18 protein-coding genes and 1 pseudogene are annotated in these 22,188 nt (G+C 55.7%); 9 read left to right on the top strand and 10 right to left on the bottom strand.

All coding sequences use genetic code 11. The features are described from left to right. Positions 1 to 75 precede the first annotated feature (75 nt). Both ACMGG9_RS24120 and bglF read right to left on the bottom strand, forming a co-directional pair. A complete protein-coding gene (locus ACMGG9_RS24120; RefSeq protein ID WP_033645069.1) occupies positions 76 to 1,479 on the bottom strand; it encodes a glycoside hydrolase family 1 protein in 1,404 nt (467 codons plus the stop codon). A gap of 14 nt (positions 1,480 to 1,493) precedes the next feature. Further along, positions 1,494 to 3,359: a PTS beta-glucoside transporter subunit IIABC gene (gene bglF, locus ACMGG9_RS24115; RefSeq protein ID WP_414161778.1), complete on the bottom strand. Its 1,866-nt coding sequence runs from the start codon at positions 3,357 to 3,359 to the stop codon at positions 1,494 to 1,496. Between the two features lie 659 nt (positions 3,360 to 4,018). Here bglF and ACMGG9_RS24110 point away from each other — a divergent pair. After that, entirely contained in the window at positions 4,019 to 4,768 is a 750-nt protein-coding gene (locus tag ACMGG9_RS24110; RefSeq protein WP_069100556.1) for an NAD-dependent epimerase/dehydratase family protein, read from the top strand. Between the two features lie 32 nt (positions 4,769 to 4,800). On the opposite strand, the gene ACMGG9_RS24105 is transcribed toward ACMGG9_RS24110, so the two are convergent. After that, positions 4,801 to 5,967 (bottom strand): MFS transporter, encoded by a 1,167-nt coding sequence (locus tag ACMGG9_RS24105; protein ID WP_033645072.1) that lies wholly within the window; start codon positions 5,965 to 5,967, stop codon positions 4,801 to 4,803. Between the two features lie 377 nt (positions 5,968 to 6,344). Here ACMGG9_RS24105 and ACMGG9_RS24100 point away from each other — a divergent pair, with 377 nt between their 5' ends. Beyond that, entirely contained in the window at positions 6,345 to 7,445 is a 1,101-nt protein-coding gene (locus tag ACMGG9_RS24100) for an alkene reductase (RefSeq protein ID WP_342193317.1), read from the top strand. A gap of 20 nt (positions 7,446 to 7,465) precedes the next feature. Here ACMGG9_RS24100 and ACMGG9_RS24095 read toward each other — a convergent pair whose 3' ends face one another. The 7 genes and pseudogenes from ACMGG9_RS24095 to ACMGG9_RS24065 form a co-directional block, all read right to left on the bottom strand. Then, positions 7,466 to 8,221: a nucleotidyltransferase family protein gene (locus ACMGG9_RS24095; protein WP_213588002.1), complete on the bottom strand. Its 756-nt coding sequence runs from the start codon at positions 8,219 to 8,221 to the stop codon at positions 7,466 to 7,468. Position 8,222: 1 nt separating this feature from the next. Further along, the gene (locus tag ACMGG9_RS24090) at positions 8,223 to 8,735 is read right to left on the bottom strand and encodes a DUF962 domain-containing protein (protein ID WP_414161777.1); all 513 of its coding nucleotides are present in this window, start codon (positions 8,733 to 8,735) and stop codon (positions 8,223 to 8,225) included. Positions 8,736 to 9,228: 493 nt separating this feature from the next. Continuing rightward, a pseudogene (locus ACMGG9_RS24085) lies at positions 9,229 to 10,657 on the bottom strand (NAD(P)/FAD-dependent oxidoreductase). 83 nt (positions 10,658 to 10,740) lie between these two features. Continuing rightward, the gene (locus tag ACMGG9_RS24080) at positions 10,741 to 11,271 is read right to left on the bottom strand and encodes a hypothetical protein (protein WP_414161776.1); all 531 of its coding nucleotides are present in this window, start codon (positions 11,269 to 11,271) and stop codon (positions 10,741 to 10,743) included. Between the two features lie 402 nt (positions 11,272 to 11,673). Continuing rightward, positions 11,674 to 12,207 carry a hypothetical protein gene (locus tag ACMGG9_RS24075; protein WP_414161775.1) on the bottom strand — a complete coding sequence of 178 codons (534 nt, stop codon included), beginning with the start codon at positions 12,205 to 12,207 and terminating at the stop codon, positions 11,674 to 11,676. An 11-nt stretch (positions 12,208 to 12,218) separates the two neighbouring features. After that, a complete protein-coding gene (locus ACMGG9_RS24070; protein WP_414161774.1) occupies positions 12,219 to 12,626 on the bottom strand; it encodes a hypothetical protein in 408 nt (135 codons plus the stop codon). Positions 12,627 to 12,687: 61 nt separating this feature from the next. Beyond that, the gene (locus tag ACMGG9_RS24065) at positions 12,688 to 13,509 is read right to left on the bottom strand and encodes an N-acetylmuramoyl-L-alanine amidase (protein ID WP_414161773.1); all 822 of its coding nucleotides are present in this window, start codon (positions 13,507 to 13,509) and stop codon (positions 12,688 to 12,690) included. 883 nt (positions 13,510 to 14,392) lie between these two features. Between ACMGG9_RS24065 and ACMGG9_RS24060 the strand changes: the two genes are divergently transcribed. The 7 genes from ACMGG9_RS24060 to ACMGG9_RS24030 all read left to right on the top strand — a co-directional run bounded on the left by ACMGG9_RS24060 (position 14,393) and on the right by ACMGG9_RS24030 (position 21,990). Continuing rightward, complete coding sequence (locus ACMGG9_RS24060) at positions 14,393 to 14,968, top strand: fimbrial protein (RefSeq protein ID WP_414161772.1); 576 nt, start codon at positions 14,393 to 14,395, stop codon at positions 14,966 to 14,968. A gap of 60 nt (positions 14,969 to 15,028) precedes the next feature. Further along, positions 15,029 to 15,733, top strand: coding sequence for a fimbria/pilus periplasmic chaperone (locus ACMGG9_RS24055; RefSeq protein ID WP_414161771.1), 705 nt, complete (start codon positions 15,029 to 15,031; stop codon positions 15,731 to 15,733). A 52-nt stretch (positions 15,734 to 15,785) separates the two neighbouring features. Further along, entirely contained in the window at positions 15,786 to 18,443 is a 2,658-nt protein-coding gene (locus ACMGG9_RS24050; protein WP_414161770.1) for a fimbria/pilus outer membrane usher protein, read from the top strand. Beyond that, positions 18,440 to 18,985 (top strand): hypothetical protein, encoded by a 546-nt coding sequence (locus ACMGG9_RS24045; protein ID WP_414161769.1) that lies wholly within the window; start codon positions 18,440 to 18,442, stop codon positions 18,983 to 18,985. Before ACMGG9_RS24050 ends, ACMGG9_RS24045 begins: the two co-directional genes overlap by 4 nt. A 41-nt stretch (positions 18,986 to 19,026) precedes the next feature. Beyond that, positions 19,027 to 19,542: a hypothetical protein gene (locus ACMGG9_RS24040; protein ID WP_414161768.1), complete on the top strand. Its 516-nt coding sequence runs from the start codon at positions 19,027 to 19,029 to the stop codon at positions 19,540 to 19,542. A gap of 1 nt (position 19,543) precedes the next feature. Continuing rightward, positions 19,544 to 20,569: a reverse transcriptase domain-containing protein gene (locus tag ACMGG9_RS24035; RefSeq protein ID WP_414161767.1), complete on the top strand. Its 1,026-nt coding sequence runs from the start codon at positions 19,544 to 19,546 to the stop codon at positions 20,567 to 20,569. Between the two features lie 1,040 nt (positions 20,570 to 21,609). Next, the gene (locus ACMGG9_RS24030) at positions 21,610 to 21,990 is read left to right on the top strand and encodes a DUF4354 family protein (protein WP_414161766.1); all 381 of its coding nucleotides are present in this window, start codon (positions 21,610 to 21,612) and stop codon (positions 21,988 to 21,990) included. Positions 21,991 to 22,188 lie beyond the last annotated feature (198 nt).

Raw genomic sequence — 22,188 nt, 5'->3', positions numbered from 1 at the left:
GGGAGAGAATTTCCCATCATGAACAGCAGCGAATAAGGTTAATTAACGCCCGGCGTTTGCCGCCGGGCTGAAGGGTTAGCGCCGGTCTTTCAGGCTGGCGCCGTTGCTGTGGATCACATCGCGATACCAGTAGAAACTCTTCTTGCGGCGGCGCTCGAGGCTACCGTTGCCGGCATCGTCTCTGTCGACGTGAATGAAGCCGTAGCGCTTCGACATTTCGGCCTTCGAGGCGCTGACCAGATCGATCGGCCCCCAGCTGGTGTAGCCCATCACCTCGACGCCGTCGTCGATCGCCTCGGCCACCTGTACCAGATGGTCATTGAGATAGTTGATGCGGTAGTCGTCGTTGATGCTGCCGTCGGCCTCGACGCGGTCTTTGGCGCCCAGCCCGTTCTCGACGATGAACAACGGCTTCTGATAGCGGTCGTACAGCACGTTGAGCAGGTAGCGCAGCCCGATCGGGTCGATTTGCCACCCCCACTCCGAACTGGCCAGGTGCGGGTTCGGCACCATATCGAGAATGTTGCCGCGCGCCGTTTCGTACTGCTCCGGGTCGGCGGTAACGCAGCCGCTCATGTAGTAGCTGAACGAGATGAAGTCGATGGTTTCGCGCAGCGTTTGCCGATCTTCCTCGGTGATCGCCACCTGAATGCCGTTTTCACGGAAGAAGCGCTGCATGTAGGCCGGGTAATAGCCGCGCGCCTGCACGTCGCCGAAGAACAGCCAGTCGCGGTTTTGCCGCTGGGTTTCCAGCAGATCTTCCGGCTTGCAGCTCAGCGGATACAGAATGCCGCCCAGCAGCATGTTGCCGATTTGCCCCTCCGGCACGATCTCGTGACAGGCCTTCACCGCTCTGGCGCTGGCCACCAGCTGATGGTGGATCGCCTGATAGACGGCGCTCTTGTCGCTCTCTTGCGGCAGGCCAACCCCGGTGAAGGGCGCGTGCAGCGACATGTTGATCTCGTTGAAGGTCAGCCAATGTTTAACCTTGTGCTTATAGCGTTCGAACACGGTGCGCGCATAGCGCTCGAAGAAATCGATGGTGCGGCGATCGCCCCAGCCGCCGTAGCGCTTCACCAGACCGTAAGGCATCTCATAGTGCGACAGCGTGATCAGCGGCTGAATGCCGTATTTCGCCATCTCATCGAACAGCCGATCGTAAAACGCCAGCCCGGCTTCGTTCGGGGTCTCTTCATCGCCCTGCGGGAAAATGCGCGTCCAGGCGATCGAGGTGCGCAGGCACTTGAAACCCATCTCGGCGAACAGCGCGATATCCTCCGGGTAACGATGATAGAAATCGATCGCCACGTCCTTGATGCCGCTGTCGCCCGCCGTGCGCGGCGTGATGGCGCCGAAGATGCCCTGCGGCTGCAGATCGGAGGTCGACAGCCCCTTGCCGTCGGCCTGATACGCGCCTTCTACCTGGTTCGCCGCTACCGCGCCGCCCCACAGAAAATGTTGCGGAAACTTGCCGTTCATCGCTTGCTCCTCAATTAACGTAATAAAGTCAGCAGCGGCGCCTGTTCCTGCACCGGAGACAGGCCGCTGGTCAACACGTCCACGTAGTCATCGCTGTTGCTGATGATGATCGGCGTGGTGGTGTCATAGCCGGCGGCATGGATCGCCGCCTGGTCGAACTCGATCAGCAGATCGCCCGGCGCGATCCGCTCGCCTTCCCGCACGTGGGCGGTGAAATGCGCCCCGTCGAGCTTCACGGTATCGATGCCGACGTGGATGAGAATCTCCGCGCCGTCGTCCGATTCGATGCCGATGGCGTGTTTGGTTTTGAACAGCGACGCCACGCTGCCGCTCACCGGCGCCACCACTCGCCCCTGCTGCGGCGCGATCGCCACCCCTTTCCCCAGCAGGCCGCTGGCGAAGGTCGCGTCGTTCACCTGTTCCAGCGGCACGATGTCGCCGGCGATCGGGCTGAGAATGGCCTGCTTGCGGTTAAGCGGCGCGGCGGCTTCAGGCGGCGCCATCTCTTCCGCCGGCGCGACGCCGAACAGGTAGCTGGCCAGCGCGGCGAACACAAACGACAGCAGAGTGCCGCCGATCGCGCCCCACACCGTGGCGTCGATGCCGCCGTTGGGAATGATTTGCGCGAAGGTGAACACGTTCACCAGGCCGAACGAGTAGACCGAGGTATGGAAGTAACCGATCACCGCCCCGCCCAGCGCGCCGCCGATGCAGCCGAAGATGAACGGACGCTTGTTCGGCAGGGTGACGCCGTACACCGCCGGTTCGGTGATGCCGAAAATCCCGGCGCCGATGGCCGAACCGGACAGCGCCCGCAGCTTGGCGTCGCGGGTGCGCAGCATCACGCCCAGCGTGGCGCCGACCTGCCCCATCACCGCCGGCAGCAGCAGCGGCACCATGGTGTCGCGCCCCAGCACGCTCAGGTTGTTGATCATCAACGGCACCAGCCCCCAATGCAGGCCGAAGATCACGCACACCTGCCACATCGCCCCCATGAAAGCGCCGGCAATGATCGGGTTGAAGGCGTAAATGGCCTGATAGCCGTTGGCCAGCAGATGGCTGAGCCAGGTCGCCGCCGGGCCGATCAGCAGGAAGGTCAGGGGCACGGTGATCGCCAGACACAGCAGCGGCGTGATGAAATTGCGCAGCGCGCTGTGGATCACCCGGTTAAGCAGCGGCTCCAGACGGCAGGACACCCAGGCCGCAAAGATGATGGGGATCACCGACGAGCTGTAGTTGATAAAAGTCAGCGGAATGCCGAAGAAATATTCGCGCACTGCGCCCGGCTGTTGCGCCGCCTCGAACGCCGCCATCATCAGCGGATGCGTCAACGCGCCGCCGATCGCCATGGTGACGAACGGGTTGCCGCCGAATTTTTTCCCGGCGGTGTAGCCGAGCATGATCGGGAAGAAATAGAACAATGCGTCGCTGGCGGCGAACAACATTTTAAAGGCGCCGCTGCTTTCCAGCAGCCAGCCGCAGGCCAGGCTCAGCGCCAGCAACCCCTTCAATACCCCCGAGGCAGCCATCACCCCGAGCAATGGGGTGAAGATGCCGGAAACCACGTCGATAAAGCGGCTGAGCAGATTGTCTTTTTTACCGTCCGCATCGCTGCCGCTCGACGCGCCTTCGGCCAACCCGCCGACCCGGTTGACCGCGTCGAACACCTCGGCCACGTGGTTGCCTACCACCACCTGAAACTGGCCGCCGCTCTCCACCACCATGATGACGCCCGGGTTTTTCTTCAGCGCTGCCGCGTTGGCGCGGCGGTCGTCACGCAGCTTGAAACGCAGGCGGGTGGCGCAATGCACCAGGCTTTTCACATTGTCGCGGCCACCGACGCCGGCCAAAATCTCACTGGCTAATGTGTCATATTTCATACGGTTATCCTTAGACTTCACGTTCTGCCGATCCCGCCTTTGCGCTGGCCTGGCGCAGGAGCGAAATTCGGCGCAAAAAAAAACCTAAACCTCGCGGCCTCTGCCCCATCGGGGAACAGAAACGCGAGGTTTAGGTTTTGCCTGCCGCAGCAGTAACAACCCTAAATCGGTTGAGTTATGACGTTAACACCGCAGATTTTAGCGGAGCAAGGCTTGGCGACGGCAAATTGCCGAACTGTGATCGCAAAGGCAAAACGGCCTCAATGCGCGAAATAATGCATGCCGCCCTCTACCGGGATCACTGCGCCGATGATATATCGCGCGAGCGATAGAGAGGGATGAGAGAGTATCGCCTGGCTTCACGTCAAAAAACATAAGATTAACTAACCTAATAATTCACTATCAAGCTAAAGCGAAACACGCATTTTCCAGCGGCCAGTCGGCTTTTCTGGCAATATTCGCAGCCATTAAGGCAAATACATCGCCAAACCTCATCGAATATTGTTAGCATTCCACGATATTCACCCGCGCAAAAATCACCGTGCGCAATTGAATATGGCGAATAAACATCAGAATAACTAATTAAAACAACTAGACAAAAATCACACGGGGGATTATTACTGGTCAACGCTTAATCGAGAGTAGGGATGACAGTCACCATGGTGTTGCGTACTGATGTAGGACGGATTTTGATTACCGGCGCCGGCGGCCGAGTCGCCACCGCGTTTCGCCAGGCAGTGGGCGATCGCTATGCATTGCGGCTGGCGGAACGAGATCTCGCTCTGTTGCGCGATCGCCGGCCCGGCGATGAGGTCATCAGCTTCAACATCGCCGATCTCGACGCCTGCCGTGAGGCCTGCGCCAATATCGACACCGTGTTGCACCTGGCCGCCGATCCGGCTCCCGACGCCGATTTTTGCGGTTCGCTGATGGACAACAACATTCTCGGCACCTTCAATATCTTCCGCGCGGCGAAAGACGCCGGCTGCCGCCGGGTAGTGTTCGCCAGCAGCGCGCAGGCGGTGGAAGGCTACCCGCTCGATTATCAAATCCGCCCGGATGACGCCCCGAAGCCGAAAAATCTGTACGGCGCCAGCAAGGCGTTCGGCGAAGGCATCGCCGCCTATTTCGCCCATCAGGAGGGGCTTTCCGCCCTGTCGGTACGCATCGCCAACTTCACCACTCTAAGCCGGGGCGAACAGCTTAGCGCCCGCGACATGAGCGCTTTTCTCAGCCATCGCGACGCCGCCGATCTGCTGGATCGCTGCATTCGTGTCGAAGGGGTGCAATATGCGGTGGTGCACGGGGTTTCCAATAACCGCTATACGCGTTTGTCGCTGGAAGAGACCCGTCGCCTGCTCGGCTACGCCCCGCAGGACGATGCGTTCAGCCTGCTCGGCTTTGAGTGAGCGCGGCGGGGAACCCCGCCGCACATTATCGTTTAACCGTTGGCGTAGGCCACTTTTTCGGCCTGACGGTGGGTGAACAGCACCAGCAACAGCGCCAATCCGGCAATAATAGCCCCCATCACCGGCACGAAGCTGTATCCCAGTCCGGCGGAGACTACCGCGCCACCGGCGGCGGCGCCCAGCGCATTGCCCAGGTTAAAGGCGCCGATGTTGACCGAGGACGACAGGCCCGGCGCTTCGCTGGCGACACGCATCACGCGCATCTGCAGCGGCGGCACCACGGCAAAGGTCGCCGCACCCCAAATCACCATGCTGACCGCGGCGCCGATTTCACTGCGCGCCAGGAACGGGATCACCAGCATAATGACCACCAGCAGCAGCAAGAAACCCTTCAGCGTCGCGCTCTCGGAGCGGTCGGCGAATTTACCGCCCAGGTAGTTGCCGATGGAGAAACCGACGCCGATCAACACCAGCATGACCGTCACGAACAGCGGCGTCGCATCGGTGATGTGCTGCAACACCGGCGAGATATAGGTATAGAGCGTGAACATCGCGCCCGCGCCCAGCACGGTCGTCAGTAAGGCGGACAACACCTGCGGGCGCACCAACACCGACAGCTCACGTTTCACATCAGGGCGTGCGCCGGCGCTGCCTTTCGGCAACGAGAACCACAGCCCCAGCATGGCGATCACGCCCAGCCCGGCCGTCGCCAGGAACGACATGCGCCAGCCGATGGTTTCACCCAGCCAGGTCGCGGCCGGCACCCCGCCGATATTGGCTATGGTCAGGCCCATAAACATGGTCGCCACGGCGCTGGCCTGTTTCTCTTTCGGCACCACGCTGGCGGCCACCACTGAACCGAGGCCAAAGAACGCGCCGTGGTTCAGGCTGGTGATGATGCGCGACAGCATCAGGGTGGTGTAGTCAGGCGCAACCGCCGACAGCACGTTACCCAGGGTAAAGATCGCCATCAGGAAGATCAGCGCGCTTCTGCGCGCCCGGTGAGAAAGCAGCAACGTCATCAGCGGTGCGCCGACCATCACGCCAACGGCGTAGGCGCTGATCAACATGCCGGCCATCGGGATGGAGACGTCCACCCCTTTGGCGATCGTCGGCAGCAACCCCATCGGGGAAAACTCGGTCGTGCCGATGCCGAACGCCCCCACCGCCAGGGCTAATAAGGGAAAGTTAATTTTCATTCAACAACTCCGGTTAACCGCTGCCGAAGCGCGGGAAAGTTAAGATGCCAAAAGTATGACATTGATCACACCAAAGATAAGCAGGCGGAAGGCTAAAAGACTTTTGCGATTTTGTTAAAAATCGTGGGGAAAACAGCAGCCGACTCTATCTCAGCCACGCGCCGACAGGCAATAGCCGCCGTCGCCCGTGCGCACATCGGGTTCATTCTCGCCACCTGGCCCACCCGCCATACCGGCTCACCGGCGGCTGCCGCGACTATTGAACACAGAGCAAAAGTGTTTTGTTATTGTGCGCGTTTTTAGAATTAAACGACGAAATATAATGGCCTCAGCAAAACATCATCGCCCTACGGCCTAATTCACATGAGGGAAGCGTCATGCTTTTTGACTCGTATTCTTTAAACGGTTTATCGCTGAACAATCGCATCGTCATGCCGCCCATGACCCGCTCTCGTGCCGGCGCCGGCGACGTCGCCACCGACATGATGGCTGAATATTATGCCCAGCGCGCCAGCGCCGGGCTGATCGTCAGCGAAGGCACGCAGATCAGCCAGCAGGGCCAGGGTTATGCCTGGACGCCCGGCATTTACACCCCGGAACACATCGCCGGTTGGAAAAAAGTCACCGACGCCGTACATCAGGCCGGCGGCAAGATCTTCGCGCAGCTTTGGCACGTCGGCCGCGTGTCGCATACCATTTTACAGCCTGGCCACGCCGCGCCGGTCTCCTCCTCCGCCATCCAGGCCGACGGGGTCAAGGTGTTCGTGGATGTCGAAGGCCGCGGGCCAGAGCATGGCGTGGGTGAAATGGTGCAGCACTCCGCACCGCGCGCCTTAACGCGGGAAGAAATTCCGGCGATCGTCAACGACTACGCCCAGGCGGCCCGCAACGCCATCGCCGCCGGTTTCGACGGCGTAGAGCTGCACGGCGCGAATGGCTATCTGATCAATCAGTTTATCGACTCGCGGGAGAATCAGCGCGACGACGAATACGGCGGTTCACTGCAAAATCGCCTGCGTTTCCTGCGGGAAGTGGCGCAGGCGGTGGCGGACGCCATCGGCAAAGAGAAACTGGGCGTGCGTCTGGCGCCGCTGACCACGCTGATGGGCTCGCAGGACGATACCCCGGAAGCCACCTATCTGGCGGCGGCCAGCGTGCTGAACGATATTGGCACCGCTTACATTCACATCGCCGAAGCGGACTGGGATGACGCTCCGGTGATGCCGACGGCGTTCAAAGAGTCGCTGCGCCTGATTTTCCGCGGCACGCTGATTTACTCGGGCAAATACACGCGTGAACGCGCTGAAGAAGCGCTGGCCAAAGGCTGGGCGGATCTGATCGGCTTCGGCCGCCCGTTCATCGCCAACCCGGATCTGCCTCACCGCCTGCAACATGGGCTGGCGCTGAATGCGCCAATCAAAGAGAAATTCTTCGGCGGCAGCCGGGAAGGCTACACCGATTACCCGACGATCGGGTAACGATCGCCGACAACGCCGGTTCAAACCGGCGTTATTTTTTTCTGTGCTTCGATCCAGTCAAGAAATCGCATCATTCTGTCGCTAAAATCCGCGTCATTCGCCTCCCCCGCCGCATGCGCTAACCAATAGTTCATTTCATCTCGCTGCTCTGCATAAAGCGCCAATAGCTGTTCGGCATAGTCGGTTAACGTTATCGGCCAGAACGGGCTTCCCTCGGCGCGCAGCATATTGGTGGCGCGGATCAGCTTTCTGGCCGCTTCGCGCTTTAAGCGCCTCTCATCCGATACCGTCCTTGCCTGCAGCAGTTGCTCCCGATAACGCGCCAATACGCGGTACAAATCGGCATTGACCGCCAACGCGATGCGCCGATCGGGCTGAAACAGCGGAAAAGCGGCGGACACGTCTTCGCCCCACAGGCAGCGGCAGTGATGCTTCAGCCAAAATCCCCAGGAATCGTGATGCTCCGGCGCCAATGCTTCATCAACGCAGCCGATGTCAAAGTCGACCTTGCTCACGAGCCGCTGCTCCAGCTGAAAGGCTTGCCGCCACGCCTCAAGACGCTGCAACGCCCCGCTATCGGCCGGCTTGATGAGCAACAGCGTGATGTCCAGATCGGACACGCCGGGAAGGGCTTCGCCGCGCGCGACGCTGCCATAGAGGTAAATGCTGTGGATGAGCGCCGGGAATTGGCGCGGCAGCTCCGCCGTCAGCGCCTCCAGCAGCGGGATAAAAGCCTGCTGCAGCGGAAACGCCGTCACCGTGGGAATCAACGCCATCTCAGCCCCTCCCGTTGCGCACTTTGCCCGAGCGCATTTCGATGTTCCGCTGCAGTTCGCGTAGCCCGCCGGCCAGGAAGCAGGCTTCCGCCAGCACGAACAGCGGGCCGATGATCAGGCCCGTCACGTCGTCCATAAACGCCGGTTTTCGCCCCTCCCAGAAATGCCCGACAAACTGAAACAGCCAGCCGATGACGAAGCCGCCGATGCTGACGCTCAGCCACGCCGCCGTCGACAGCGACGCCACCCAGGCGCCGAACATGAGGCACAGCAGCAGCAACGCCAGCATCATGACGCCAAGGCGCAGACTCAGCCGCAGGTAATAAAGGGCCGCGACGGTAACCATCACGCAGGCCGGCGAAAACGGCAGCCACCCCGCGCCCCATACCGGCCGGGAGAGCAGCGCCAGCAGGCTGACGACAATCAGGGGGATACCGATAAAGTGCGTGGCGATATTGCGCGCATCGCGGTGATAGGCAGCATAAGCGGCCAGTTGATCTTCCAGACTTCGCATGTTGACCTCCGAATGACGCGCACGGCCGAGCTTGCTCATTGCATTAAAGATAGCCGTATCGTTCAGCATAGGAAAATGGTCAGGGATTGGCGGAAGATCACAGGAGTCAAAGAAAAAACATATCAATATGATAACAAATGAAAATATTAAATAATCATGATAATTTATACATCCAGCTATACGCTTTCGCATGGGTTTATAACATATCCGACTAATCCTCCTTCAGTACAATTCCCTACAGATAACGTGCTATACAAAAAAGATTTATCATGAAACTATCCATCCTCTTCACCTCTGAATTTTATTATTTACTTTCAATCAGTTAAATCAATAACATTCGAGCCTTCTCTCTTCACCCCCCTTCACTTTCAGAGATGAATTGACTCACAGTACTCAAAAAATATCGCGTATATGTGAAATACCCCCTTAAAAATACCATTTCCCCTAAAAATCGGAGCAACGATAAAGCCTTAAAAAATCTGCCAGCATTTTTCTAAAGGGAACGCCGATAAAACCGGTAAAGACTAAAGGGTTTGGGATCAAAATGGGTTCCTTGCCAAGCAACAAGTCTGCAGCGATCTCGGACGTTATCGGGCTCTCCGTCATACCCCAGCCGGTTGCCGTATTAATGACCAGCCCCAAATATTGATTTACCAGAGAAACAATGGGAACTTCATCTGGCGCAATGGCCATGGCACCACTCCATCGAGCCACCACTGTCGAGGCTTTAAATGCAGGGAATGCGACTTTGAGTTTCGCCAGGGAGTCATTCAATTCAGGAATGTCGGGAAGCGCTGTCATATCACGGTTTTTCTCGAATGGCGAGATGCCATTCAATGGCCAATGCGTTGGCTGCGTGAATGAATTAAATAATTGCTCATTCAATGAAATATGAATCGAAAAGTCGGGATTTTCCAGAAGCGGCAGATACTTGTAGCCGTAGGCAAAGGAATCTTTCACTACCGGAGACACAATAATCCTGGGTGAAGTTGCATAAGTACCATCAGCTTGCTCACGAAAGAAAATATTGCCAGGCAGTGCTACATTGCCTCCAGGTGCATGAGGCGGCGCACTGATGATCTGCTGAGATTGATAGGCCGGCAAGGTAGGTATTTCGATGTTCAAATTCTGCATAAATAACCTGGACCATGCCTCACCGGCCAAAATCACCCGAGAAGTCCTGATTGTTCCCCTTTCGGTTACCACATCAGATATTCTGCCCCTTCGGTTTCAAGGCCACGTGCCGCACAATGCGTGTAGATCCGAATGCCCACTTTCTTTGCGCGCCGAACCATGACAAAAGCGGCGATCTCGGCATCCAGGCTGCCTGAGTCCTCTTCAAAACCGGCAATTTTCCAATCGGATGACGCCCCCTGCAATCGTTGATTCAGTGCCTCGCCTTCAATAATCCGGGTTCTGAACGGTATGCCGGTCCCCATCTCTTTATTTTTGGTCTCGATCCATTGTCGAACATTATCCAAGTCGCTCTCATCCAGAGGCACTTCAACTCTGCCTAGAGTACGGTAGCTGGTATCCACACCCACCTTGGCATTCTTCTCACGCCAACGTTGTTTTGCGAGATGATGCAACAGAAATGTTTCATCCGGCATTTTGTAGGTTATGACCTGACCATAAAATCGACATGGCTGCTCACCAGCAACGTTGCCTTTTTCAACAATAATAACGGATAGACCACGTTCAACCAGACTAATGGCTGTCATTATGCCCAGGATACCGGCACCGATGACAACTGCATCAGCGTACGCAGGCAATGTGCCTTTCGTACCTTCGACATAACCCACTCTCGGTTTTCCGGGAACCAGTCTTCCTTCACGTGTCAGCATCGGTGCAAGAAACCCAAGTCCTCCCGCCAGAGCAACCGCTCCACCTCCAAGCAGGAGCTTTCTTCTCGTCATGTTCATATCTGATTTTTACTTTATCCCTTCAAAAATCACCGATTAGCGCTCGATGAATGGTATACCACAATGCCCTTTAACTTCGTTTTTCACCTGACATTAGCCAGATGTGATGACAATGTTTTCTTCTTGATGCCCAGGGTGTTATAGGTCGCTCTGGCAGTCTTGCACTGAAAATAAACATTAATAACCTGCCGTTCCTGGTGTGTCAGGTATAAAGGCTTGTCATCGTTTTGTGTGAACAGTGAATTGGGCAACGCATTACCATGCTGTTCAATTTTCATCAGAACAGGCGCCAAACCTCTGCGATTCAGGATGTACAGGTTTTTCCTGAACGGTATTTTTTCAAACTCGGCGCCGCCCCTGATGGTTGTGATAACAAAGAACAGAGTAAGATGATTAACGTGGAGGTAACACTTCAACGCAGGGGGTATGCGGCCTTCACTTAAAATTTTCCTTTCACCAAGAAACACATATCCGACAGAAAACAGCTCTAGCAGAGTAACAACCTGCGACAACGTTTCAGCATGCACGATGGTATGATGGGACATTGTGGCACTAAAAAAATCCCCCATCCCCAGGGCTGTGAACTGGCAATCATCCGCAATCAATATCATCATCTGTGCTCCAGATTATGAAGAGTTCGTTTTACCCAGGTCTCCTTCTTTTTTCTGATAGCCAAAAACCAAAAAATCACGATAACGGGAATACCAGAAAGATAACCGTACGGTACTTTCCCGGAAAAAAAACCCAAAAAAAAGAAAAGCGGGATGAATGAAAACCAGAAAACAGCCCTGCGATCACGAACAAAAACTCTTTTCCCCCCACACCATCGACAATACTCATCATTCACATGAATGACTTTTCTACAGAGCGGACAATAACGATAATTATATCTGATAGTTTCTGCTATATTATTCAATTCCTCTTTGCTGACCATACTCACCTCTGCTTTCTCACAAGCGATTTTATTGCGCCGTTATTCGATAAGAGCCTCTCTGAACAGTTGCCGCAATGAAACTCTATTGAACGTCATAAGGCGGTCGAACCAGCAGCGGAGCCAGTTCCTGACAGTTTCGGACCCCCAATGCATTCAGTGCCTTTAATTTATGATGACTAATGTATTTCACGCTAACCTGTAACCTGGCGGCAATGGCATACGGGCTTTCCCCGGCCAGCAGCTTTCCCAATACCAGATACCGCACGTCATTATCATGCCGCGCAACGGGCTGAAAAGGCTTGTGGCCATGAGCCCATAAACGCAGTGCAACATTCAGCTCGTAACGCAGTGCCTCGATGGACAATGCCAGATGGATAAAGAAGGCCCGCTCGCAGCCCATTACCTTCTGCAACATATTCCATAATATTCCTCGACTGATAACGACAGTCGGTTTATTTACCCTTATTTTCTGCAACATGATACCGACATCATACAGATCGCCATAGTCAAGTATGACAACATCCAGCACACCGACAGCACTATTGCCATAATAATTACCCGACTGTTTGAATTCATCCACCAGGCTCAGAACAGCATTTACTGCACAGGCATTCATTCCGACCACATTTATTCGCCCCACGTTATGGTCACTCCCTGCCTTTGCCTGACAATGTCTTCGGTCATCGGATCTCGTTTTACGTCGGAATAATGGCTGATGCGTGGACCGTCTTTTTCGACCCATTGCAGTTTTTTATTGCGCAAGCTTTTCCTCTCATTGTTTTCATCATTTTTCTCTATCGATGGAGACACATTCTCAGCGCCGAGATGCCAGGCATCTGATGAGTCACCGGATAGGCCGGGCTCAAGCACACCACCGTGTAGATATCCATCGTGTGGCGGCTCTGTTTCCGCTTTACCTGGCTCGCCAGGAAGCCATTGAGGCAACACGTCATGCGCGGCCCCGGCAATCAAAGGCGTAAAGGTCATCATGGCCCCGACGAGAGTGACCAGAGACAATCTCTGTCTGTGATGCATTTACCGCTCCTTAATCTGTCTTTGCAGTCGTTGAGAGAACGTCGCTGGCTCGACCCGAAGATTATTTTTTACTGTCCCTGTATTGCTCGTTCAGGGCAGAAGCGATGGCTTCTGTTTCTGCATCCGGGATGCCGCTGATATTCTCCGGCCTGAAATGCATCTGGAAGGCGCTCACCGTTTTCCACGTGTTATCATCAAGTACGCCTTCCTGCGGAATGGCGTCATAGCCATACTTTTTCAGCAACGCCTGAACGACCTTGATATCTGCCGGGGAGTGCGGATCACGGCCACGCAGATACTTTTCCACCAATCTTGCATCAGGCCATGCACCGATACCCTGTGCTGCCAGCGACTTCCAGGGAAAAAGCATGCCGGGATCCTGTTTGCGTGTTGGTGCAACGTCGCTGTGTCCCAATACGTTATAGGGTGCTATCTGATAACGTTGAATGATATCCCGAGCAAGCACTGCAACAGCGTCTATCTGGGCTGATGGCCAGGAATACCAGGTTCTTCTTCCGAGCATGTCATCAGTAAATCCCCGATTCACAGTCTCTATACCGATGGAAGAATCATTCAGATTGACCCGGCCATGCCAGTTACTGAGGCCGGCATGCCAGGCACGCTTGTTCTCGTCAACCAACTGATAAACCACCGGGCGCGCTTCTCTGAGCGTTGGATACTGCGGCACCAGATAATGTGCACTGACCTGCTCACCGGTGAGCGTTTTCAGAGATTCATCATCATTGAGCGCGGTGTAATGCAGGACGAGAAAGCGTACTCGTTCATTCTGAGCCGCTGACGAATGGGTCCGGTCAACAGCATACCCCCGATTGTCAGTGGAAATAGGGACAGACGGCGATTTGCTCGAACATCCTGCAAGCATGACCCCAACCAATGCGCAAACGGCCAGTCCTCCCGGATCACGCCAGCAAAAGGGGTTTAATCGACGCAATATTGAGGGCCCTATCTGGCTGAATATGTTTTGTATAGTCTTTTTTTGCCTAACGCTGATTATTCCCTGGTGTTGACACATATTCTTTTCCCTTGCCTTCTTCCATTGTGAAAGCATCTTTCATCAAACAAATAAAAAATCTCGATTTCACGATCTCATTTGAAATGACAGAGACACCCCTCCTCTACCAATAACATAAACAACCCTGAAGAGTAATAGGGTCCTCACGGTGAAAAACCACGTAAGACAGGAATGCCAACCGAAGTTAGCAACATAAAATATCATTGTTATTCATAATGCGAGGCCCCCTAAACAATACCTCACCCACCACGCATTAACATGACACCCCACCCATTCACACGGTCTTTACATAGCCCTTAAATAGATCAATACACCAAAAACAAGATGCTTGTCGATCTTTTGTATCGAATAATTACCAAATAAAGATAATTATGCCGCAAATTGTAACATCTCACGGGATTTAGATCTATTTTTGTTGTCATTATTTATTATTTTCAGAATAAATGATCGTTTTGTGTTTAATTTTTTTCCGTTTAGGGAATATTTAAGTTTTTAACCCCATGCTTTTAAGCGGAGATCAATAAAGAACAGGAGGCACTCCACAGAGAATATATTCCCAAAATCAATGAATGGTTAATCACAAAATCAGCGTCAGACAATCGAATTATTATTCAAAAATCACCAAAACTGAATTGATTCAGCCTTGGCGATTTGATTTTTTTCGGTGTCATTTAACGCACGGACGCTGAATTAAACACCTGCAAGTCATTATATTTAATTAAGGATAGTTACTATGAACATGCGAAAAACGTTATTGGCCGTTGCCACTCCGCTGGTGCTGATGTCTTCTCTGAGTTCCTCCACTGCCCTGGCGGATGAAGGTACCCCCCCGGTGTCTGTCACGGTCAAGGGCGGCACCATCAAGTTCGTGGGTAAAATGGTCGATGCCCCTTGTGCCGTTGACATCCCTTATGATGGCCAAATCACCGAGCTGGGTCAGTATCGCACGGCCTCGCTCAGCAAAGAACCCGGCGCCACTTCCGTGGGGAAAAACTTCAACATCAAGCTTGTCGACTGCTCGGTGGACACCATGAAAAATGTCCAGGTGAAATTCAGTGGCAGTCCCGCCAAAGGCTCTAACACCACCCTGGCTCTGGTCGGGGGTTCAAACGCGGCTCAAAACGTGGGGATCCAAATCCTGAGAAACGGCGAGCCGGTCGTCGTGGATGGCTCGGGCAAGACCGCAAGCATTGCGCTTGAAAAGGGCGAAAACAATCTGGCCTTCCAGGCTCAGTTCATCTCTCTGAGTAAAGACGTGAAGCCAGGTGCCGCCAACGGCAGCGTGGACTTCTACCTGACCTACCTGTAATTCATTTAATGCTTTCCAGCCCCGCCAGCAGGGGGGGCTGGCTTTATCAGGAATAAAAACATGAACTTCACACGCTTTTTTCAGCAAAAAGCGGGCGTACTGCTGCTCTCTTTTTTCGGCATGTTACCGCTGTGCACACACGCCGGCGGCATTGTGCTGGGTGGAACCCGCATCATTTATCCTCAGGACAGCCGTCAGCAGTCGGTGTCCGTGCACAATACAGACAAAAAAATGACTTTCCTGGTGCAATCCTGGGCTGAAGACAGTGACGGTCGCAAAAGCAAGGACTTTGTCGTCACACCGCCTCTGTTTGCCTCCGGGCCCAATAACGAAAACATGCTGCGCCTGGTCTATACCGGCGGAGAACTGCCCCGCGACCGGGAAAGCCTCTATTTCTTTAATGCCAAGGCTATTCCCTCAATAGACAAGAAAGCCCTTGAAGGCAAAAACGCCCTGATGCTGGCGACCGTCACCCGCATCAAGCTGTTCGTACGCCCCGACGGGCTCAAAATTCAACCCGATGCCGCACCGGCGGCGCTGCGTTTTCGGGTCGAGGGCAAAAGCCTCAGCATCAGCAACCCGACGCCGTATTACCTCACAATTACCAATCTCAAATCAGGTACCACTGCCCTGTCGGACGTCATGGTGGCGCCCAAAAGTCATTCTTCCGTTGCCTTGCCGGGCGGCGCAGGCGGCGACATTACCTTCAGCACCATCAACGACTATGGCGGTATTACACCGGCACAAAAAGGCGTGATGCACTAATGGCCTGACGACAAGGGTTAAGGAAAGAGCGATTAGAAAGGGATATTGCACGATGAATAAGAAAAGAATTTGCAAAATAGGCGGTTGCCACTCCCCCTGTAAGGCCCTACAGCGGTGGCGTCGCTGTTTTATCCTGTCACCGCTCGCCCTGTCAGTGATGCTTCTTCATGTGCCGGGTATTGCCGTCGCAGAAGAGCTTTGGTTTCCACCGTCGTTACTTGGCGATGTGCAATCGGTGGCGGACCTGTCGCAATTTCAGCAGGGGGGGCAGATGCCCGGCCGCTACCAGGTGGACATTGTGGTCAATGAGAACACCGTTGCCAACCGCACGCTGTCCTTTATCACGCTTTCACACGCCGGCCAACAGCCCGGCATTACCGACAAGACCGGATTGATGGCCTGCCTCAGTGAGGCTGATGTCAGGTTGCTAAGCCTGCGTCCGGAAATACTGACGCGCCTGGACAAACAGCATGCCGATCCGGCTACGCCGGACTCGGACAGCGCGTGCCTGAATGTGGCCACGCTGGTGCCGGAGGCAACCACTTACTTTGACTTTCAGCGCATGCGTTTAGCGCTGAGCATTCCACAGGCCTCCCTGCTAAAAAGACCCCATGGCTGGATACCGCCCGAGCAGTGGGATGAGGGCATACCCGCGATACTGCTCAATTACAATGCCAGCGGCAGCGACAACCGCGGACGGTACGGCAATAGTCGCAGTCACTATCTGCGCCTCAGTGGCGGCGTCAACCTTGGTGCCTGGCGCCTGCGGGATGACATGACCTGGAACGGATATCACAGCGACCACTACAGCGACAACACCTGGCAACACGGAAGTGCCTATGTCGAACGTGACATCATCCCCCTGCGCAGCCGGCTTACCGTCGGTGATGTCACCACCGACGGTGACATCTTTGATTCCGTGGGATTTCGCGGCGCGCGTCTGATGACCGATGACAGCATGTTCCCGGACAGCCAGCGAGGCTATGCCCCGATAATCCGCGGTACCGCTGTCGGCAATGCCCGGGTGACGGTACGGCAAAACGGGTACGAGATGTACCGAATGAACGTGGCGCCGGGACCGTTTGTGATTGACGACCTTTATCCCATGTACGCCAGCGGTGACCTGGAAGTGACGGTCGTCGAGGCCGACGGTACCCGACGAGTCTTTACCGTACCCTATTCCTCGGTTCCGCTGATGCTCCGCCAGGGCCGCGTGACCTATGCGGTCACGGCGGGACAGCTGCGCAGCAACAGTGACCGATATGAAAAGCCGACGTTCATGCAGTCCACGCTGGCATGGGGCCTGCCGCACAATCTCACCGCTTACGGCGGCTTGCAGGTTGCCGACCACTATCGCGCCGGCACGCTGGGGGCGGGCTTCAACATGGGTCTGTGGGGGGCTATTTCAGCTGACGTCACCCATGCCAACAGCCAGTTGGCCGACGGCAGTCATCATGAAGGCCAGTCCCTGCGCTTCTTGTACGCTCGTTCGCTCAATGAACTGGGAACCACTTTCCAACTGACCGGCTATCGCTATTCGACTCAGGGCTTCCACACCCTGGACGAAACAGCGCTAAAGGGCATGTCGGGCTGGCTGTATGACCCAAAAGAAGTGGACGCGGACGGCCGTGCGGTACGCCGGCCGGTCACCGACTATTACAACCTTTATGACAGCAAGCGCCAGCGGATACAGGCCAATATCTCCCAGCGGCTGGGCGACATCGGCTCCCTCTACCTGACCGGCAGTCGGCAGACCTACTGGAACCGGCAAGGGGCCAGCGAGTCTCTGCAGGCAGGCTTCAGCGGCATGCTGGGCACGACCAATTACAGTATCTCTTACAACCAGACCCGTAATGCCGGGTTGGGCCAAACAGACCGGGCACTCTATCTGTCGCTTTCGGTGCCGCTGGAGCGCTGGCTGCCGTCAGGCAGCCCACCGGTCTACGCGACGCTGAGCGGCGGACGTGACGGGCGCGGCAACACCACTCAGCAGCTGGGTCTGAGCGGCTCGGCGCTGGAGCAGAACAACCTGAGCTGGAACGTCAGCCAGGGCCACTCCCGTGACGGCGGCAACAGCAGCAGCGCCAGTCTTTATTATCTCGGTGGATACGGCAATGCCAACCTCGGTTACAGCCACAGCGACAGCTACAGCCAGACCAGTTATGGCGTCTCAGGCGGGATGGTGCTGCATCGCAATGGACTGACGCTAAGCCAGCCCCTGGGTGATACCAGCGTCCTGGTGGCTGCCCCCGGCGCGGCAAACGTCCCGGTAGGCAGTGGCGGAGGGGTGAAAACAGACTGGCGCGGATACACGGTGATGCCGTATGCCGCAGTGTATCGGGAAAACCGCATTGCGCTGGATACGACCAAGCTTGATGACCGTACGGAAATCGACAACCCCGTCAGCAGGGTAGTGCCGACCCGTGGCGCCATCGTCAGGGCCGAATTCAAGGCCCGCAACGGCTTGCGGGCACTAATAACGCTGATGCACCAGGGAAAACCGCTGCCCTTTGGCACCTCCGTCTCCTCGGGTGACAACGGCAGTATAGTCGGTGATGAAGGCCAGGTGTTCCTCTCCGGCTTGTCGCCAAAGGGCACGATAAAGGCGCAGTGGGGACAGGGCCGTGACGAACAGTGCACGGCGCACTACCAACTCCCGGAACAGGACAAAAGTGGCGCACTGATACAGGTGACGGAGAACTGTAAATGAAGAGATTAAGCGGACTGAGAATGAAGAATGACCATGAGGCAAGCCTCAGAGACGTTATCCGGATAGCCGCACTAAGCCTGCTGCCCGTCGCACTCCCCTCTGCGGCCATTGATGCCGGGACGGTCACGATTAAGGGTACCGTCGTGGAGGTATGCGACGTGAGTATGCCGGCCACCATCACGATGCCGGACATCACTTACGTGCCGGCCATGAACGACGGAAACAATGTCGGAAATGTCATTCCCGGAGTCAGTGGAGCGAATATTCCCATAACGGGCAAGTGCCCGGGAGACGCAAAGTTCAGATATGTCTTCTCCGCCTCTGATTACGAGGGCAGCTGCATCGCCCCCTCCCCCAAGGGGATTGTGCAGCTGTGTCTCTCTGCCGGCAGCCAGAAGCTGGACTTCTCCGGCGGCAAACAGCCGGTCATTACGGGGCTCAGCAGCGGTGAACTGAAGCTCTCCATTACGCCGGCGTTTGGCAGCAAACCGAAAGCCGAGTCCTACTCGGCCGTGCTGTCGGTCAAGATAGAGCCGCTCTGAGCCATTCGGGGGATGACGTGACAGACAAGAGGAACAATGAAATGGCCAGACGAAAGAGGATAGTCGCCCGGACGTCTCTACCGTTAATCCTGGCGTTAATCATCATAACGCCGTATGTGGATGCCGCCTCAACCGCACAGACTGAAATCAAGGGTCGCATCATTGCAAGCTGTACGGTCAAGGTCCCTCCCATCGTTAACCTGGGTCCGATGAACCGGAGGGACATCGTGCAAGGCAGCGACCGTGGTGTGCGGCTGTATGCCACTGCATTCACGGTGACGACCACCTGTGTGGCAGGGACAGACAAGTATCGATTGAACGTGAAGTCGGACAGGGTAACAAGCAGTGGCTGTGCGGAAGCAGACTCCGGCGCGATGGCATTTTGTCTCTACCACGACGGTGAGCAGATGACTCTCAACGGTGCCGACGGCGGGAGCATTATCGGCACTACCCGGCAGGCAGAAGAAACACTGACCGTGATGCCGGCGAGGGGCAGCAAAGCCGCCGTCGCCGGCGAGCACAGCGCGAGCGTGACGGTGACCGTCGAACCGCAATGAAGTGACTCCTGTCGATATCACTGATGCGGAACCGGCAGAGGAAAACCCGGCATTATGGTTACTGTGGCAGCAGGCCTGCCAGTGGCTGTGCCACAGCCGACGAAGGCACCCGGCGAATGCTGACATCTGGCATCTGCGGTGGCACTGGCCCACAGAGGAAAAGTCGCTCTATCAGCGGGTGATGGATGGCCGTTACCGGCTCTCCCCGATGCTGATTACCGGGAGAGGACAAGATGCCCGCGCGATATGGTCAGCCTCTGACGCACTGGTATTGAAATGGGTGGCACTGCGCGTGCAGGACATCCTCCCGCAGCATCCGGCCTGCATGCACCTTACCGGTGGCGGTGTAATGAAAAGCGTCGGCAAGGTGGCAGACGCACTAGCCTGCGGGGAATACCGGTTTGTTCACCGCACGGATATCCGGGGCTATTACGCCCATATCCGCAAGCCACAGGTTATGGCACAGGTGAGGCAATGGGTAACAGACCCGGTGCTGCAGGGACTGATGGAACAATATGTGTATTACAGCGTGGAGCGGGGAGGTGAAATCCATACGCCGCAGAACGGCATTCCCCGTGGATGTTCGCTGAGTCCGCTTATCGGTGGCAGCCTGTTGCGCCACATTGACAGCCACTGGCCTGCCCTGCCTGGAGAGAATTACTGTTATGTCAGATACATGGATGATTTTTTATTACTTACACGCACCCGTTGGCAGTTGCGCAGAGGGATTGCAACTTTGTCCGCAGATTTTGACACCGGCGGGTTCGCACGTCATCCGGAGAAAACACAGACCGGAAGAGTGGAGAAGGGCTTTGACTGGCTGGGGATATGGTTCGGCCCCGAGGGCCCCTCCCTGTCGCCACGGGCAATAAAAAACCATCGTGAACGGCGCCTGCGGCTTTATGAGCAGATGCGCAGCAGAGGTGCTTCTCCGGAAGAGACTGATGCTCGTGTGCAGGCTTACGTATCTCGATGGATGACATGGGGAAACCGGCTGTTACAAGTGGCTTCCCGGATGATGACTTAATCGGTAAAAGTCTATGAAAAAACTCTTACTTCTTTGCTGTTTGGTGGCATCGACATCTTATGCAAGAGTCTACTTCCCGAGCCATGGTGATCTCGTGTACTCGCGCGGGTCATGCTCCGTGCAGGGTCCGCTCCGCCTAGGATTATACACTGCCGGTTCTCCACCCGCCACTTCACCCGGTGGCCCTCTGCTCCACGAACTTCCCGGATATTGCGATAACGGCAAGTGGGAAAAGGATACGGTCGTCGTACCTAACGGTCGAGCATATCAATGGATTATGCCCATGGACGCTAATCGTGGTCGCACTGACATCGGCCTGTACGGCAGCGTCTACATGACTGACCCTAGCCTGTCCCTTTGGGCCCCATCCCTGGTCACACCACCGTTGCCAGTAGGTGGCGTTCGAGACATCACAGTGCCATTGTTATCTGAGGGCATGACGAGCCGCGTTAGTTACTCTACCGAGGTGAGAAACCCTGCATGCGTAGGGGTCTCGGTTGGCACTGTCGAACGGACTAAGCCGTTTCGTGTCGAAATCACTGGGCGATCCCCATGCGTATATACCGTACGGATCGATGTCATCGCGACTGTATCATGAGCGGCGTCTTTCGCCCCGGGCCTACACTGGTGCGCAACGGGTGTGCGACGTGCTCGGGCCCGGGCGAGAGGATGATACGTGCATCAGCGCCTGGATCATCGGATAGCCGTGCTGGCCCCCTGAATGGTGATAGGGTCATGGTCCCCGTGACGCAAACAATGACGGACTCTACCCAAATGCCTGCGCCCATCAATCGATTGCGTCTGCCGGTATGGGTCTCGTGGTAACCGTGCAGTTTCCGCCATGTTTTAGGGATATGAAATCTGACAGCATTAGACGATAACAATTGGGCAGGTGCCCCCTTAGACGTGCATGCTCGGTGTACTCGGAAACTTGCTTGGTTCCATAATATATCCCTTTAATCTTTGTTTAGCCTAGCGAGGCTATTATTTAAATAGTTCCAACACGTATCCAGATTGTTTAATTGACAAAAGGACTTAATATGAAATTCTCAACTATTGCTGGCGCCCTCGCGCTCACTGTTATGTGCACCGCTGCCAACGCAGCTTCCTCTGATGATATTGCCGTGTATGCGACCGCCAAATCACAAGGTTCCGTGTCCGTAGGCGGCAAGGATGTTTACACAAAAACCTTCGATGTCTCCGTCGCCAAATTACCTGGTGACACGGTTGATTTATCGAAGTTTTGCCTGAAAGCCTATTCCCCGGACAATAAAGTCTTCAAGCTGGATACGGTCGATGAGAAATTAAGCAGAGGCGTATTGAAAGCAGGCAAGCCCGTTAAAGGCATTGCCGTGTTTGCTTCTGAAACTGATGCCGTCTATCAGGCTGCCCTGGTGAAAATCTCTGACGACTGCAAGTAAATCCGCAATACCCCCTTACAGACCGCCTTTCAGACTCATCACTCAGGCTGTTTCACAGCCGTGTTCGGCAACTGTCCGCGCTGAACACGGCGCAGTGATTTGCAGACGCTGACGGTGAGCGCTATTATCACCGTGTTGGATTTCAGCCCCCTTTTCTTAGCCATCAGGCAGGCTTAATCCTTCCCCAGTGCCTGCGGA

The sequence above is a fragment of the Serratia sp. BNK-10 genome (genome assembly GCF_047456065.1).
GTDB classification, from domain to species: Bacteria; Pseudomonadota; Gammaproteobacteria; order Enterobacterales; family Enterobacteriaceae; genus Serratia; species Serratia ureilytica.
The sequence above is the reverse complement of the archived record's forward strand: the minus strand, read 5'-3'. Positions and strand labels throughout refer to the sequence as shown.